Origin of the sequence: Cellulosimicrobium sp. MI9406 (genome assembly GCF_040595865.1) — a bacterium.
GTDB classification, from domain to species: Bacteria; Actinomycetota; Actinomycetes; order Actinomycetales; family Cellulomonadaceae; genus Cellulosimicrobium; species Cellulosimicrobium funkei.
The window spans coordinates 90,431-105,571 of sequence record NZ_JALIZI010000004.1; the positions used below are offsets into that span (position 1 = coordinate 90,431).

Here is a 15,141-nt window from a genome sequence, read left to right on the forward strand (position 1 = left end):
CGCAGGCACGCACCTCGCCTTGAACCGTGCAGCGTCATATGGCGGACGCTCACCGAAAGGAAACCACCAGTGCTGATCGCACAGCGCCCCACCTTGACCGAAGAGGTCATCTCGGAGAACCGTTCGCGCTTCTCCATCGAGCCGCTGGAGCCCGGCTTCGGCTACACGCTCGGCAACTCGCTGCGTCGCACGCTGCTGTCGTCCATCCCGGGCGCGGCGGTCACCTCCATCCGCATCGACGGTGTGCTCCACGAGTTCACCACCGTGCCGGGTGTGAAGGAGGACGTGACCGAGGTCATCCTCAACATCAAGAACCTCGTCGTCTCCTCGGAGAACGACGAGCCCGTCGTGATGTACCTGCGCAAGCAGGGTGCTGGTGCGGTCACCGCGGCGGACATCGTCCCGCCCGCGGGTGTGGAGGTCCACAACCCCGAGCTGCACATCGCCACGCTCAACGACAAGGGCAAGCTCGAGATCGAGCTGACCGTCGAGCGCGGCCGTGGCTACGTCTCGGCCTCGCAGAACAAGTCGTTCGACGCCGAGATCGGCCGGATCCCGGTCGACTCGATCTACTCGCCGGTCCTCAAGGTGACCTACAAGGTCGAGGCGACGCGTGTCGAGCAGCGCACGGACTTCGACAAGCTGGTCGTGGACGTCGAGACGAAGCCGGCGATCTCGCCGCGCGACGCGCTCGCGTCGGCCGGCAAGACGCTGGTGGAGCTCTTCGGCCTCGCCCGCGAGCTCAACGTCGAGGCCGAAGGCATCGAGATCGGTCCGTCGCCGACGGACGCGGCCCTGGCCGCGGACCTGGCGCTGCCGATCGAGGAGCTCAACCTCACGATCCGCTCGTACAACTGCCTCAAGCGCGAGGGCATCCACCAGGTGGGCGAGCTCGTCGCACGCAGCGAGGCGGACCTGCTGGACATCCGCAACTTCGGTGCGAAGTCCATCAACGAGGTGAAGGAGAAGCTCGCCGAGCTCGGCCTGTCCCTCAAGGACTCGCCGCTCGACTTCGACCCGTCGGCCGCCGCGTACTACGACGGCGACGACGACGAGGCGACGTTCTCGGACACCGAGCAGCAGTACTGAGCCTGCGGCTCTAGACACCTCAGCGCGTCCGGGTCCGCACCTGCGGCGCGATCACTTCCCAAGGAGCACATCCCATGCCTACCCCCGCCAAGGGCCCCCGGCTCGGCAGCGGACCGGCTCACGAGCGCCTGATGCTCGCGAACCTGTCCACCCAGCTCTTCGAGCACGGCCGCATCACGACCACCGAGACCAAGGCGAAGCGCCTGCGCCCGGTGGCCGAGCGCCTCATCACGTTCGCCAAGCGCGGCGACCTGCACGCGCGCCGTCGCGTCCTGCGCGTCGTCCGCGACAAGTCCGTGGTGCACACGCTGTTCACCGAGATCGCCCCGCAGATGGCGGAGCGTGAGGGTGGCTACACGCGCATCACGAAGGTCGGCACGCGCAAGGGCGACAACGCGCCCCTCGCGGTGATCGAGCTCGTGACCGAGCCCGTCAGCCCGAAGCAGGCCGTCGTCCGCGAGGCGGAGAAGGCTGCCGAGAAGGCGAGCAAGAAGAAGGCCGACAAGCCGTCCAAGAAGGCCGACAAGGTCGAGGACGCGCCCGTCGAGGACGCCGCCGTCGAGGACGCTCCCGCCGAGGACGTCCAGGACGCGCCCGTCGAGGACGCCACGGAGGAGAAGAAGGAGGCCTGAGCCTCCTCTTCCCGCCTGAGCCCTCCGGGGCTCGTCGCGCAGGGCCCGGGACCGTACGGTCCCGGGCCCTGCGGCGTCCCCGGCTCTGGCGAGCCTCCGGCCCTGTCGCGTTCCCCCGGGTCGATCTCGCGTGGAGCAGGGCCTACGGTCGAGACGTGACCCCCACCGACGCGTCGCCCGGGACCGGGACCGGGACGTGGCCGCCCGTCGTCCTCGTGCACGGGTCGCGCACGTCGCGCTCGATGTGGCGCGACCAGCTCGCGGCGCTGCGTCGTGCCGGCGTGCGGGCCGTCGCGGTCGACCTGCCGGGCCACGGGGTGCGGCGCGGCGAGGCGTTCACGCTCGACGGCGCGGTCGAGGCGGTCGCGGCCGGGATCGACGACGTCGGTGGCCGCGCGCTCGTCGTCGGGCTGTCGCTCGGGGGCTACGTCGCGATCGAGACGCGCGCGCGGCACCCGGAGCGCGTCGTGGGGCTCGTCGCCGCCGCGTGCTCGACGCCGCCGTCGACGCGCCTGCGCGGCGGCTGGCTCGTCCTCGCGCGCGGCATCGAGCGGCTCCCGGACGGGGGAGCCGGGCTGAACCAGGCGCTCGTCGACCGGGCGATGACGGCCCAGGCCGCCGCCGACCTCGCGGCCGGCGGGTTCGCCCTCGACGTCATGAGCGCGATCCTGCGCGAGGTGGGGTCGGTCGACCCGGTCCGGGCCCTCGCGGCCGCGGGCTCGCCGGTCTGGCTCGTCAACGGGCGCTGGGACCACTTCCGGCTCGGGGAGCGCGGGTTCCTCGCCGCGGCGCGCGCGGGCGGGGCCCCCGCCCGGCTCGTCGTCGTCCCGGGCGCGCGGCACCTGGTGAGCCTGGACGCGCCCGTGGCGTTCAACCGCGTCCTGCTCGACGCGCACGGCGCCCTCGCCGCGGGCGCGCCGCCGGGCGACGGGGACGAGGGCACGACGGCGGGCCTCCTCGAGCCCGCCGCGGCCGCGTCCAGGCAGCGCACCGCGGACGGGGCGCCGGGCGACGGCACGGCCGGTCGCTGAGGCGTCAGGCCGGCGGGAGGTCCCACGCGCGGGCGCCCCCGACGAGGGCCGCCGAGTTCGGCACCACGACGACGTCGTCGCCGAGCCGGTCGAGGACGCTCGGGGTGATGCGCCGCGAGTTGCCCCCGCCCAGGTAGAGGCGGTCCCACCAGAACACGGGCCGCAGACCCTCGACGACCGCGAGGACCCGGCGCGACCAGAGCCCGTCGCCCAGACGGCGGCGCTCAGGCTCGCCGACGTACTCGTCGTACGTGGTGCCGCGCCGGACCGGGGCGCGCGACCACTCGAGGTGCGGCGCGAGCCGGCCCCCGTGGAACAGCGCCGAGCCGAGCCCCGTCCCCAGCGTCAGCACGAGCTCGAGCCCGGACGCCGCGACGACGCCCGCGCCGTGCACCTCGGCGTCGTTGAGCACGAGCGCCGGGACGCCGAGCCGGCGCTCGACCGCCGCGCGGACGTCGAAGCTCGTCCAGGCCTCGACGAGCGCGGGGTCCACGCGCGACCGGGGCCCGCTGCGCGTCACGTAGTGGGGCGTGTGCACGACGACGCCGCGCCGGATCATCCCGGGCATGCCCACCGTGACGCGGTCGGCGGGAGGCAGCGTGGCCGCGATGCCCGCGACCGTCTCGACGAGGAGGTCGGGCGGGAGGGGGTAGGGCGTGGGGACGCGCACCGCCGCGGCGTGCGCGGTGCCCGACGCGTCGAGCACGTTCGCCTTGATGCCGCCCCCGCCGCAGTCGACGGCGAGGATGCGGACGTCGTGCGGGTCGCCGGTCATGGGCGGCAGCGTAGGCACGGCGGCGCGCGCGGCGCACGGGCGGGCGACTACGGTGAACTCCCGTGACCGCCGTCCCGCCCCCCGCCCTCCTGGACCCCGACGCCCCGCGACCCGACGTGCCGGACGACGTCGTGCGCGTGCGCCTGGACCTCGCCTACCAGGGGACGGCGTTCGCCGGCTGGGCCCGGCAGCCGACGCTGCGCACGGTGCAGGGAACGCTCGAGGACGGGCTCGCGACGATCCTGCGGGGCGCGGCGCCGCGGCTCACGGTGGCGGGGCGCACGGACGCGGGCGTGCACGCGCGGGGGCAGGTCGCGCACGTCGACCTCACGCGGGCGCAGTGGGAGGCGCTGCCCGGCCGGTCCGACCGCGCGCCGGGGGACGCGCTCGTCGCGCGGCTGGGGGGCGTGCTGCCGGGGGACGTCGTCGTGCACCGTGCCGCGCCGGCCCCGGCCGGGTTCGACGCCCGATTCTCCGCGCTGCACCGCGCGTACACGTACCGCGTCGCGGACGACCCGGCGCAGCGCGACCCGCTGCGCCGGGACTGGGTGCTGTGGAGCCGGCGACCGCTCGACGTCGCGGCGATGGACGCCGCCGTGCGGCCCCTGCTCGGGGTGCGGGACTTCGCGGCGTTCTGCAAGCCGCGACCCGGCGCGACGACGATCCGCGAGCTGCAGCACCTGTCGTGGTCGCGCCCGGCGGACGGCCCCGACGCGGGGCTCGTCGTCGCGCACGTCCGCGCGGACGCGTTCTGCCACAACATGGTGCGCGCGCTCGTCGGCGCGTCGCTCGCCGTGGGGGAGAGGCGGCGCGACGTCGGGTGGCCGGCGGAGCTCCTCGCAAGCCGGCGCCGGGACGCGGGGGCGGGCGTCGTGCCGGCGCACGGGCTCGTGCTCGAGGAGGTCACCTACCCGCCCGACGCGGAGCTCGCGGCGCGTGCCGACCGCATCCGCGCCGTGCGGAACGAGGAGGACGTCTGGGAGGACGCGCCGCCCCGCGAGCCGGCCTGAGCCGGCCGCGGGCGGGCGCTCGTCCTCAGGGCTTCCTCAGGGCTTCTCAGGGCTCCTCGACGACGTGGACGGCGGCCTCCTCGGCGCCCGCGGCGCCCCCGGAGATCCCCTCGTCGTCGGCGTACGTGTCGTTCTGGCGCCCGTCGAGGGCGTCGGGGTCCGCGACGAGGCGGCCCGCGCGGGTCTCGTCGGGCCGCTCGGCCGGGTCGCGCTCCCACTCCTCCGGCTCCTCCTCGGCGAGGCGCTGGTCGAGCGTCTCGCCGTGCACCTCTTCCCACGGCGTCTCGCCGAAGTGGTTCGAGCGGGGGCGCTCGGGCGGGGAGTAGCCCTCGTCGAGCACGTCGTCCACGCCGCGGTCGAGGAGCGTCTCCTCGGGCTGGAGCTGGTCGGTGTCGCCCTCGGCGCCCGTCTCCGGGTCGGGGCTCGTGGCGGTGGTGTCTTCGCTCATGCGTCCCACCCTGGCACCTCACGGGGACGGACGCAGCCCCGGACGCGAGTGCCTGCGAGGGCGCCCGGCCGGGACTACGGTGGGGCCGCACCGCGCCCCGGTGCGCACCCGCTGGAGCACCCCTGAACCGGAGGACGACCCCATGGCCGGCATCGACGACATCCTGTCCACCGTCCCGCTCGACCAGCTCGCCGGTCGGCTCGGCGTCGACGAGGCGACGGCGCAGCGCGCGGTGGGCGCGGCGCTGCCCGCGCTGCTGGGCGGGCTGCGCGCCAACGCGCAGGACCCGGCGGGCGCGGCGTCGCTCGGCGAGGCCCTCGCGCAGCACGACCCGGCGCTCGTGGAGGGTGGTGTCGACCTCGACGACGTCGACACCGACGACGGCCGCAAGATCGTCGGGCACGTGTTCGGGCAGAACGAGCAGGCGGTCGTCGCGCAGCTCGCCCGGTCGACGGGCACCGGCAAGGACCTGCTCGCGAAGGTGCTTCCCGCGCTCGCGCCGATCGCGCTGGCCTTCCTCGCGAAGCAGCTCGGCGGCGCCGGGTCGTCGGGCGGCGTCCCGACCGGCACCTCGGGCGGCACGGCGGGCGGCACGGCGGGCGGCACTTCGGGCGGCACCGCGGCGGGGAAGGGCGCGGGCGAGCGGCCGGGCGCGCCGCAGACCGGTGGGGGCGGCCTGGGCGACGTCCTCGGCGGGCTCCTGGGCGGCGGGTCGGGCGCCGGCGGCGGTCTCGGCGACCTCCTGGGCGGGCTGGGCGGCCTCCTCGGGGGCGGCCGGCGCTGAGCCGTCCCGCCATCCCGGCGTCCCGCCACCCGCCATCCCGCCACCCGCCATCCCGCCACCCGGCGTCCCGCGTCCGGCGCCCGCCGGCCGTGGTGCCGGGCGGCGGGTGGCGCCGACCCGGCCGAGGTGCCGGACGCCCGGGTCCGCAAAGCGCGTGACCGCACGGCCGACGTCGGGGACCATGACGGGGTGGGACACCTCGACCTCAGCGACGTCACGTATCACCTGCCCGACGGGCGCACCCTGCTCGACGGCGTCGACCTGCGGGTCGCGGACGGCGCGCGCGTCGCGCTCGTGGGGCCCAACGGCGTCGGGAAGTCGACGCTGCTGCGCATCGTCACCGGTGAGGTCGCCCCGCACGGCGGTGCCGTCGTGCGCAGCGGCGGGCTCGGGGTGATGCGCCAGGACGTCGGCCGCATCGACGACGACCGCACGGTGCGCGACCTGCTCGTCGGGCTCGCGCCGACCGCGGTCCGCGAGGCGGCGCTCGAGCTCGCGGCCGCCGAGCACGACATCATGACGGTCGACGACGAGCCCGCCCAGCTCCGCTACGCCCAGGCCCTCGTGGACTGGGCGGACGTGGGCGGCTACGACGCCGAGGCCGGCTGGGACGAGGTGACCGACGAGGTGCTGTCGGTCCCGTTCGAGAAGGCGCAGTGGCGCGACGTGCGGTCGCTGTCCGGGGGCGAGCAAAAGCGGCTCGCGCTCACGGCCCTGCTCCGCGGGCCGGAGGAGGTCCTGCTGCTCGACGAGCCGGACAACCACCTCGACGTGCCGACGAAGCGCTGGCTCGAGGAGCGGCTCGTCGCGTCGTCCAAGACGGTCCTCTTCGTGTCCCACGACCGCGAGCTGCTGTCGCGTACCGCGACCCAGGTCGCGACGCTCGAGCCGACGCCGGGCGGCGGCACGGTGTGGGTGCACGGCGGCGGCTTCGCGACGTACGCCCAGGCCCGTGCGGACCGGCGCGACCGGCTCGCCGAGCTCGCGCGCCGCTGGGACGAGGAGCACGCCAAGCTCCAGGAGCTCGTGCGGACGCTCAAGACGAAGGCCGCGTTCAACGACGGCCTCGCGAGCCGGTACCAGGCCGCGCGCACGCGCCTGCGCAAGTTCGAGGAGGCGGGGCGTCCCGAGGTGGTCGCGCGCGACCAGAACGTGACCGTGCGGCTCACGGGCGGGCGGACGGCCAAGCGCGCGGTGACGTGCGAGCGGCTCGAGCTCACGGGGCTCATGAAGCCGTTCGACGTCGAGGTGTTCTTCGGCGAGCGCGTCGCGGTGCTCGGCTCGAACGGCTCCGGGAAGTCGCACTTCCTGCGCCTCCTCGCCGCGGGCGGGAGCGACCCCGAGCCGGGCACCGTGCCCGACGACGTGGCCGGCGGCCCGGCGGCGCCCGCTCCCGTGGCGCACACGGGCCGGGCCGTGCTCGGGTCGCGGGTGCGGCCGGGGTGGTTCGCGCAGAATCACGACCACCCGGAGCTGCGGGGGCGCACGCTGCTGGAGATCCTCCACCGCGGCGAGGGGCACCGGGCGGGCATGGGGCGCGAGGGCGCGAGCCGGGCGCTCGACCGGTACGAGCTCGTGGGCCAGGCCGAGCAGCGCTTCGAGACGCTCTCGGGCGGCCAGCAGGCGCGCTTCCAGATCCTGCTCCTCGAGCTCGACGGCGCGACGCTGCTCCTGCTCGACGAGCCGACGGACAACCTCGACCTGCACTCGGCGGAGGCGCTCGAGGCGGGGCTCGCGGCCTTCCAGGGCACCGTGCTCGCGGTGACGCACGACCGGTGGTTCGCGCGCGGCTTCGACCGGTTCCTCGTGTTCCGCGAGGACGGCGAGGTCGTCGAGGCGCCGGAGCCGGTCTGGGACGTCGAACGCGTCCGTCGGGCGCGCTAGCCGTCCCTATCCTGGTGGGCATGGCCGTCCACAAGATCGTGCTCTTCTACGCCTTCACGCCGCTGCGGGACCCGCGTGCCGTGCAGCTCTGGCAGCAGGCGCTGGGGGAGCGGTGGCACCTCACGGGTCGCGTGATCGTGTCGGAGCACGGGATCAACGCGACCCTCGGCGGGACGGTCGAGGACCTCAAGCAGTACGTGAAGACGACGCGCCGGTACCCGGGCTTCGAGGGCGTCGACGTCAAGTGGTCCGACGGCACGGGCCGGGACTTCCCGCGCCTGTCCGTCAAGGTGCGCCCCGAGCTCGTCGCGTTCGGCGTGCCGGACGAGGTCCGGGTCGACGAGCACGGCGTCGTCGGCGGCGGGGAGCGGCTGAGCCCGCAGGCCCTGCACGACCTCGTCGAGGAGCGCGGCGACGACGTCGTGATGCTCGACGGCCGCAACGCGTTCGAGGCGGCCATCGGCCGCTTCCGCGGGGCCGTCGTGCCCGACGTCGCGACCACGCGGGACTTCGTCGCCGAGATCGACTCGGGCCGCTATGACGACCTCAAGGGGCGGCCCGTCGTCACGTACTGCACGGGGGGCGTGCGGTGCGAGGTGCTGTCGGCCCTGCTGCGCGCCCGCGGGTTCGAGGAGGTGTACCAGCTCGACGGCGGCGTCGTGCGCTACGGCGAGGTGTTCGGCTCGCAGGGGCTGTGGGAGGGGTCGCTCTACGTGTTCGACGAGCGCATGCACGTCGAGCTCGGCCCGGGGTCGACGCCGCTCGGCGCGTGCACGGCGTGCGGGGCGCCGACGGCGAAGTACGAGAACTGCGCCGACCCGAGCTGCCGGACCCTGCGCCTGTACTGCCCCGGCTGCGTCCACGAGGCCCGCTCGACGCGCTGCGAGACGTGCGTCCGGGAGCGTCCGGCCGCTTTGACCGGCGGCCTGCCTCGCGGGTAGTCTGGTGAGTCGTTGTGCTCATCTCACGACACCCGTGTCGCTAGCGCGCCCACTCGCTGCCGGCCAAGGAGCGGGTGTCGACCGAGCCCGCCGCGCAACGACCTGCCCTCTCGGCCGCACGCTTCAGCGGTCGAAGAAGACATCCTGAGACAGAAACGAAGGCTACGACCGTGCGTACGTACACCCCGAAGCCCGGCGACGTCCAGCGCGACTGGTACGTCATCGACGCGACCGACGTCGTCCTGGGCCGCCTGGCCACCCACGTGGCCACCCTGCTGCGCGGCAAGCACAAGCCGACCTTCGCTCCGCACGTCGACGGCGGTGACTTCGTCATCGTCATCAACGCCGGCAAGGTCGCCCTGAGCGGCAACAAGCGCGAGCAGAAGATGGCCTACAACCACTCCGGTTACCCGGGTGGTCTGCGTGCCGTCGCCTACGGCGACCTGCTCGACAAGCACCCCGAGCGTGCCGTCGAGAAGGCCGTCCGGGGCATGCTCCCCAAGACGACCCTCGGTCGCGCCCAGTTCGGCAAGCTGAAGGTCTACGCGGGTGCCGAGCACCCGCACGCCGCTCAGCAGCCGAAGCCGTTCGAGATCACCCAGGTCGCGCAGTAATCGCCGCCCAGGCGTAGCGCACAGAGAGACGCGAGGACACCACCCGTGGCCGAGACCACCGTCGACACCGACACCCTGGGCGACGAGACGCCCAGCACCTACACCTCCGAGTCCGCCGCCCCCACGGGCCGCGGCCAGAGCATCACCGCCCCCGGCCAGGCCCTGGGCCGCCGCAAGGAGGCCGTGGCGCGCGTGCGCCTCGTCCCCGGCACCGGCACCTGGAAGGTCAACGGGCGCACGCTCGAGGACTACTTCCCGAACAAGGTCCACCAGCAGCTCGTCAACTCCCCGCTGAAGCTGGTCGACGTCGAGGGTCGCTTCGACGTCGTCGCCCGCATCACTGGCGGCGGCTCCTCGGGCCAGGCCGGCGCGCTGCGCCTGGCGATCGCGCGCGCGCTCAACGCGATCGACGCCGAGCACAACCGCCCCGCGCTGAAGAAGGCCGGCTTCCTCACTCGCGACGCCCGCGTCGTCGAGCGCAAGAAGGCCGGTCTCAAGAAGGCCCGCAAGGCACCGCAGTACTCCAAGCGCTGATCCTGCGCTGTGCGCTCGTCGGCCCCGGTGGACCTCGTCCACCGGGGCCGACGGCGTTTGTGAGGAGCGGTGACCAAGACCCGTCGACGGCGGGCAGCGGCTGACGGTCGTACGGTCGGCGTACGGCCGGTACGAGGGGAAGGACTTCCATGGGACGGCTTTTCGGCACCGACGGGGTGCGCGGTCTCGCGAACGGCAACGTGACGGCGGAGCTCGCGCTGGACCTCGGCGTCGCCGCGGCCCGCGTGCTCGCGAGCGGTCAGGAGGAAGGGCACCGCCCGCGCGCGGTCGTCGGGCGCGACACGCGCGTGTCCGGGGAGTTCCTCGGCGCGGCGCTCATCGCGGGGCTCGCGAGCGCGGGCGTCGACGTGAAGGACGTCGGAGTCCTGCCGACCCCGGCGGTCGCCTACCTGACGAGCACCATGGACGTCGACTTCGGCGTCGTCATCTCGGCGTCGCACAACCCCATGCAGGACAACGGGATCAAGTTCCTCGCGCGCGGCGGCGTGAAGCTCGACGACGCGGTCGAGGACCGCATCGAGAGCCTGCTGGGCCAGGAGTGGGAGCGCCCGACGCACGGCGTCGTCGGCCGCATCTCCCCGGACTCGGGCCGCGCGGGCGGCGCGTACGTCGAGCACCTCATGTCGAGCATCGGCGCCGACGAGGACCACAAGCCGCTGGCCGGGCTGCGGATCGCGGTCGACTGCGCGAACGGCGCGGCGAGCGACGTCGGGCCCGCGGCGCTGCGTGCTGCCGGGGCGGACGTCGTCGTCATCAACGCGAGCCCCGACGGCCGCAACATCAACGCGGCGTGCGGCTCGAACCACCCGGAGCAGCTCCAGGCCGTCGTCGTCGCGTCCGAGGCCGACTTCGGCGTCGCGTTCGACGGCGACGCGGACCGCTGCATCGCGGTCGACCACGGCGGCACCGTCGTCGACGGCGACCAGATCATGGGCGTCCTCGCCCTCGCGCTCAAGGACGAGGGCGCGCTCCCGCACGACACGCTCGTCGTCACGGTGATGAGCAACCTCGGGCTGCTGCTCGCGATGCGCGCGGCGGGGATCAGCACCGTCCAGACGGCGGTCGGCGACCGGTACGTGCTCGAGGAGATGCGCGCCCACGGCTACGGCCTGGGCGGCGAGCAGTCCGGCCACATCGTCATGTCGCGCTACGCGACGACGGGCGACGGCGTGCTCACGGCCCTCCAGCTCGCGGCGCGGGTGCGCGCGACGGGCCAGAAGCTCGCGGACCTCGCGGGCGTCGTGCAGCGGCTCCCGCAGACCCTCCTCAACGTCCCGGGCGTGGACAAGGCGCGCGCGTCGACCGACGAGGCGCTGCTGGCCGCGGTCGCCGGTGCGGAGCGCTCGCTCGGCGAGACGGGGCGGGTGCTCCTGCGGCCGTCGGGCACCGAGCCGCTCGTCCGGGTCATGGTCGAGGCGGCGACGCAGCAGCAGGCCGACGCGGTCGCCGCGCAGCTCGCGGGCGTCGTGCGCGAGCGGCTCGCCCTGTGAGCGCGTCCGGACGGCCGACGGGACGCGAGGCGGGAACGAGCGTGCGGCAGGGGGTCGACGAGGCGCTGCGCGAGCACGTGCTCGCGCTCCTCGCCGCGTACCCGGACGGCGTCCTGCCGATCGTGCAGGCCGGCCACCCCGTGCTGCGCACGCCGGCCGTGCCGTACGCGGGCCAGCTCGGCGACGCGCTGCCGCGCTTCCTCGACGCGATGCGCGTGACCATGCGCGCGGCGCCCGGGGTGGGGCTCGCCGCGCCGCAGGTCGGCATCGGCCTCGCGGTGGCCGTGGTCGAGGACCCGGGGGCACCGGACGTCGACGACGACCGGGAGCGAAGCCTCCTGGAGTACCGGGTGCTCGTGAACCCGCGCTACGAGGTCGTCGGCGAGGAGACGCGCACGTTCTTCGAGGGCTGCCTCTCCGTGCACGGCTGGCAGGCCGAGCGGACGCGCGCCCACGCCGTCCGGCTCACGGGCCAGGACGAGGCCGGCGAGCCGTTCGACGACGTGCTGACCGGGTGGCCCGCGCGCATCGTCCAGCACGAGACGGACCACCTGCGGGGCGAGCTCTACCTCGACGCCGCCGACCTGCGCACGCTGTCCTCGACCCTCGGGGTGGCGCGGCTCCCGGGCGCCGGGAGCTAGCTCACCGGGCGTCCGCGGGCCCCTGGTCCTCACGACGTACGGGCCCGCCGCGGGAAGTCGTCCGTCGGGATGACGACCCTGCCGCGGCTGGCGCGGCAGAATCGTCACGGGCGCGGCGCCGTCGCGCCCGGGGTCCTCAGGGGTGAACCGGGGGTCTCCCTGATGGTCGTCGTCCTCGCGCTCCGTAGGCTTGTCCTGGTGCAGGACGACCGACCTGCCGCCACCGCCCGCCTGGCCTCCCCGCCAGCAGACGAACGAGGACGCCGTTGCCCGACGCCGTGTCGATCTTCCTGGAGAATCTCGAGCACTGGATTCTCGCCCTCGCGGCGTCCGCGTGGATCTATCCCGCCCTGTTCGGCTTCGCGACCATCGACGGGTTCTTCCCGCCGGTCCCCAGCGAGTCGGTCGTCATCACGCTCGCGGTCTCCGCGCACGCGACCGGCGAGCCGAACCTCGTCCTCGTGCTCCTCGTCGCGGCCCTGGGCGCCTGGACCGGGGACCAGATCGCGTTCGCGATCGGTCGCGCCGTCGGCACGGAGCGTCTGCGCATCCTGCGCACGCCCCGCGGGCGGCGCGCCGTGGGATGGGCCGAGCGCGCCCTCGCGCACCGCGGGGCGTCGTTCATCCTCGCGGCGCGCTACATCCCCGTGGGCCGCGTCGCGGTGAACATGACGGCCGGCGCCGTCCGGTACCCGCGGCGTCGGTTCATGGCGTTCTCCGGTATCGCGGCGGTGACGTGGGCCGTCTACTCGGTGCTCATCGGGCTCGTCGCCGCCCGCTGGCTGGGCCACGAGCCGCTGCTCGCGATGGTCGTGGGCATCGTGCTGGGCGTCGGGAGCGGGTTCGTGATCGACCGCGTGCTCATGATGCGCGCGCGGCAGCGCGGCGAGCTGCCGCCGACGGCGCGGGTGCCTGCGGGGGAGGACGCGACCGACCCGGCCGGGACCGCGCCGACGACCGGCGGGACGCCGGCCGCGACCGCGCCCGGCGGGGGCGCGACGGCCGGCGGGAACCCAGCGACCGGGCCGGTGACCGGCGCGCCCGCGCCCGGTCCGCGCACGGCGGACGCCTCCGGGACGGTGCCGCCCGGGCCGTCGGGGGCGACGTCGTCGGGCACGCCGCCCCGCGCGACCTGACCTTCCGCCCGTGGCCTGAGCGGGTCGCCTCAGAGCTTGCGCAGGCGGACGCGCTGGACCGAGTGGTCCGAGCCCTTCGTGAGGACGAGGGTCGCGCGGCCGCGCGTCGGCAGGATGTTCTGCTCGAGGTTCGGCGCGTTGATCGCGTCCCAGATCGACTTCGCTCGCTCCACCGCCTGCTCGTCCGTGAGGTCGGCGTAGCGGCGGAAGTACGACTCGGGGCGCGCGAACGCCGTGCGGCGCAGCGCGAGGAACCGGTCGACGTACCACTGGCGGATGTTGCGCGTGCGGGCGTCCACGTAGATCGAGAAGTCGAAGAAGTCCGACACGGCGACGGTCGACTCGTCGTGCGCGCTCGGACGCGCGGGCTGGAGCACGTTGAGGCCCTCGACGACGAGGACGTCGGGCTTGCGGACGACGGCCTCGGCCCCCGGCACGATGTCGTACGTGAGGTGGTCGTAGACGGGGGCCCGCACCTCGGCGTGCCCCGCCTTGACCTTGGACAGGAACCGGATGAGCGCGCGACGGTCGTAGGACTCGGGGAAGCCCTTGCGGTCCATGAGGCCCCGGCGCGCGAGCTCCGCGTTGGGGTAGAGGAAGCCGTCGGTCGTGATGAGCTCGACGCGCGGGGTCTCCGGCCAGCGGGCCAGCATCTCGCGCAGCACGCGCGCCGTCGTCGACTTCCCGACGGCCACGGAGCCGGCCACGCCGATGACGTACGGCGTGTTGCCGGTCTCCTCGCGCAGGAACGTCGACGTCGCCTCGTGCAGGCCGGACGTCGCGGTGACGTAGAGGTTGAGCAGGCGCGAGAGCGGCCGGTAGACGGCGTCGACCTCGGCGAGGTCGATCGGGTCACCGAGGCCGCGCAGGCGCGCGACGTCGTCGTCGGTCAGCGGCAGCGGCGTCGACTCCGACAGCCGGCTCCACACGGCCCGGTCGAGATCGACGTACGGCGAGGACGACGGCGCGGCCAGGTGGGCCCGCAGGAGGTCGGACGGGTCGTCGGCGGGGGAGGACACCCGCCCGATTCTGCCGGATGCGCGCCCGTGCCGGTGCACGGGGCCGCCCCGCGCCCCGACGAGGGCACCGCGGGGCCGCCCTCCGCGGGTCGTCTCAGCGGGCGTCGTCGGCCCCGCGCGCGGCCTGACGACGGCGCGGCGCCGGCTCGACGGCGGGCCCCGGGCCGGGGAGCGCGAGGTCGGGCAGGCGGGCCATGAGGGCGAGCGCGTCGGCCGGGGCGTGGGCGTCCACGTCGTTGTCGAAGTAGACCTCGACGTCGTGGCCCGCGGCGTGCCAGGCGCGCACGCGCTCGGCCCACGCGTCGAGCACGTGCGGCCGGTAGCCGCTGCGGTAGAGCTCCTGGTCCCCGTGCAGGCGCACGTACACGAGCGGGCTCGTGACCGCCTCGACGAGCGGCCACCGGCCCGCGCCGTCCGACACGGCGAACGCCACGCCGTGCCGGCGCAGGAGGTCGAGCGCCTCCGGCGTGGCGAACGACGCGTGCCGCGGCTCGAGCGCGTGCACGAGCGGGCGGTCCGCATCGGTCTCCGTCCAGGCGGGCGCGCGCAGGCGGTCGTCGTGCTCGTGCGCGAGCCGCGCCGCCTCGCGGGTGGTGCGCGGCAGGAGCGTGAGGAACGCGTCGAGCAGGTCGTGGTCTAAGGCGGTCCGCGCCGGGAGCTGCCACAGGACGGGCCCGAGCCTGCTGCCGAGCGCGAGGACGCCGCTCGCGACGAAGTTGGCGACCGGCGTCCGCACGTCCCGCAGCCGCTTCATGTGGGTGACGAAGCGCGGTCCCTTGACCGCGAACGTGAAGCCCTCGGGGGTCTGGTCGCGCCACGCGACGAACGACGACGGCCGCTGCAACGAGTAGAACGACCCGTTGAGCTCGACGGCGGGGAAGAGCGAGGCGACGTGCTCGAGCTCGCGGCGCTGGGGGAGCCCCGCGGGGTAGAACGGTCCGCGCCAGTCCGCGTACCGCCACCCCGAGAGACCGATCCGGACGGTGGGCACGAGCACCAGCCTCGCGGTGCCGCGAGTCCCACGCCCGGCGAACGCGCCACGGACCGGAACACGACGAGGCCGCGGGCGCGAGGACGGCCCGCGCGCCGCGG

Annotated in this window: 16 protein-coding genes; 12 read left to right on the plus strand and 4 right to left on the minus strand. The window is 74.8% G+C overall.

Translation table 11 applies throughout. From position 1 onward, the window contains the following. Positions 1-69: 69 nt before the first annotated feature. The 3 genes from MT994_RS08605 (at position 70) to MT994_RS08615 (ending at position 2,752) form a co-directional block, all read left to right on the plus strand. Entirely contained in the window at positions 70-1,089 is a 1,020-nt protein-coding gene (locus tag MT994_RS08605) for a DNA-directed RNA polymerase subunit alpha (protein ID WP_021479760.1), read from the plus strand. A gap of 74 nt (positions 1,090-1,163) precedes the next feature. Next, entirely contained in the window at positions 1,164-1,721 is a 558-nt protein-coding gene (gene rplQ, locus MT994_RS08610; RefSeq protein ID WP_021479761.1) for a 50S ribosomal protein L17, read from the plus strand. 155 nt (positions 1,722-1,876) lie between these two features. Continuing rightward, positions 1,877-2,752 (plus strand): alpha/beta hydrolase, encoded by an 876-nt coding sequence (locus MT994_RS08615; RefSeq protein ID WP_354805895.1) that lies wholly within the window; start codon positions 1,877-1,879, stop codon positions 2,750-2,752. A 4-nt stretch (positions 2,753-2,756) separates the two neighbouring features. On the opposite strand, the gene MT994_RS08620 is transcribed toward MT994_RS08615, so the two are convergent. Continuing rightward, entirely contained in the window at positions 2,757-3,527 is a 771-nt protein-coding gene (locus MT994_RS08620) for an ROK family protein (RefSeq protein ID WP_354805897.1), read from the minus strand. 89 nt (positions 3,528-3,616) lie between these two features. On the opposite strand from MT994_RS08620, the gene truA reads away from it, so the two are divergent. Next, positions 3,617-4,537 carry a tRNA pseudouridine(38-40) synthase TruA gene (truA, locus tag MT994_RS08625; protein ID WP_354806124.1) on the plus strand — a complete coding sequence of 307 codons (921 nt, stop codon included), beginning with the start codon at positions 3,617-3,619 and terminating at the stop codon, positions 4,535-4,537. A 46-nt stretch (positions 4,538-4,583) separates the two neighbouring features. Here the strand turns inward: truA and MT994_RS08630 are convergent, their stop codons facing one another. Then, a complete protein-coding gene (locus MT994_RS08630) occupies positions 4,584-4,985 on the minus strand; it encodes a DUF5709 domain-containing protein (RefSeq protein ID WP_043652004.1) in 402 nt (133 codons plus the stop codon). A 142-nt stretch (positions 4,986-5,127) separates the two neighbouring features. On the opposite strand from MT994_RS08630, the gene MT994_RS08635 reads away from it, so the two are divergent. From MT994_RS08635 to MT994_RS08670, 8 genes are all read left to right on the plus strand, one after another. Then, positions 5,128-5,769 (plus strand): DUF937 domain-containing protein, encoded by a 642-nt coding sequence (locus tag MT994_RS08635; protein WP_354805899.1) that lies wholly within the window; start codon positions 5,128-5,130, stop codon positions 5,767-5,769. Positions 5,770-5,958: 189 nt separating this feature from the next. Then, complete coding sequence (locus MT994_RS08640; RefSeq protein WP_074808910.1) at positions 5,959-7,653, plus strand: ATP-binding cassette domain-containing protein; 1,695 nt, start codon at positions 5,959-5,961, stop codon at positions 7,651-7,653. 20 nt (positions 7,654-7,673) lie between these two features. Further along, the gene (locus tag MT994_RS08645; RefSeq protein ID WP_021479848.1) at positions 7,674-8,594 is read left to right on the plus strand and encodes a rhodanese-related sulfurtransferase; all 921 of its coding nucleotides are present in this window, start codon (positions 7,674-7,676) and stop codon (positions 8,592-8,594) included. 170 nt (positions 8,595-8,764) lie between these two features. Continuing rightward, positions 8,765-9,208 (plus strand): 50S ribosomal protein L13, encoded by a 444-nt coding sequence (gene rplM / locus MT994_RS08650; RefSeq protein ID WP_021479847.1) that lies wholly within the window; start codon positions 8,765-8,767, stop codon positions 9,206-9,208. A 45-nt stretch (positions 9,209-9,253) separates the two neighbouring features. Further along, positions 9,254-9,742, plus strand: a complete 489-nt coding sequence (gene rpsI / locus MT994_RS08655; RefSeq protein WP_021479846.1) for a 30S ribosomal protein S9 — start codon at positions 9,254-9,256, stop codon at positions 9,740-9,742. A 149-nt stretch (positions 9,743-9,891) separates the two neighbouring features. Then, a complete protein-coding gene (gene glmM, locus MT994_RS08660; protein WP_144680630.1) occupies positions 9,892-11,253 on the plus strand; it encodes a phosphoglucosamine mutase in 1,362 nt (453 codons plus the stop codon). A gap of 41 nt (positions 11,254-11,294) precedes the next feature. Then, on the plus strand, positions 11,295-11,894 hold the full coding sequence (locus tag MT994_RS08665) for a peptide deformylase (RefSeq protein ID WP_354805902.1): 600 nt from the start codon (positions 11,295-11,297) through the stop codon (positions 11,892-11,894). A 266-nt stretch (positions 11,895-12,160) separates the two neighbouring features. Next, positions 12,161-13,030: a DedA family protein gene (locus tag MT994_RS08670; protein WP_354805904.1), complete on the plus strand. Its 870-nt coding sequence runs from the start codon at positions 12,161-12,163 to the stop codon at positions 13,028-13,030. Between the two features lie 29 nt (positions 13,031-13,059). Here the strand turns inward: MT994_RS08670 and coaA are convergent, their stop codons facing one another. After that, the gene (gene coaA, locus MT994_RS08675) at positions 13,060-14,049 is read right to left on the minus strand and encodes a type I pantothenate kinase (protein ID WP_044144243.1); all 990 of its coding nucleotides are present in this window, start codon (positions 14,047-14,049) and stop codon (positions 13,060-13,062) included. A 94-nt stretch (positions 14,050-14,143) separates the two neighbouring features. Continuing rightward, complete coding sequence (locus MT994_RS08680; protein ID WP_354805905.1) at positions 14,144-15,040, minus strand: DUF72 domain-containing protein; 897 nt, start codon at positions 15,038-15,040, stop codon at positions 14,144-14,146. Positions 15,041-15,141 lie beyond the last annotated feature (101 nt).

What these genes read in the sequence shown, in the direction of transcription:
- MT994_RS08630 (WP_043652004.1), bottom strand. Translation starts at nt 4,985, where the DNA reads ATGAGCGAAGACACCACCGCCACGAGCCCCGACCCGGAGACGGGCGCC.
- glmM (WP_144680630.1), top strand. Translation starts at nt 9,892, where the DNA reads ATGGGACGGCTTTTCGGCACCGACGGGGTGCGCGGTCTCGCGAACGGC.
- MT994_RS08620 (WP_354805897.1), bottom strand. Translation starts at nt 3,527, where the DNA reads ATGACCGGCGACCCGCACGACGTCCGCATCCTCGCCGTCGACTGCGGC.
- rplQ (WP_021479761.1), top strand. Translation starts at nt 1,164, where the DNA reads ATGCCTACCCCCGCCAAGGGCCCCCGGCTCGGCAGCGGACCGGCTCAC.
- MT994_RS08645 (WP_021479848.1), top strand. Translation starts at nt 7,674, where the DNA reads ATGGCCGTCCACAAGATCGTGCTCTTCTACGCCTTCACGCCGCTGCGG.
- MT994_RS08635 (WP_354805899.1), top strand. Translation starts at nt 5,128, where the DNA reads ATGGCCGGCATCGACGACATCCTGTCCACCGTCCCGCTCGACCAGCTC.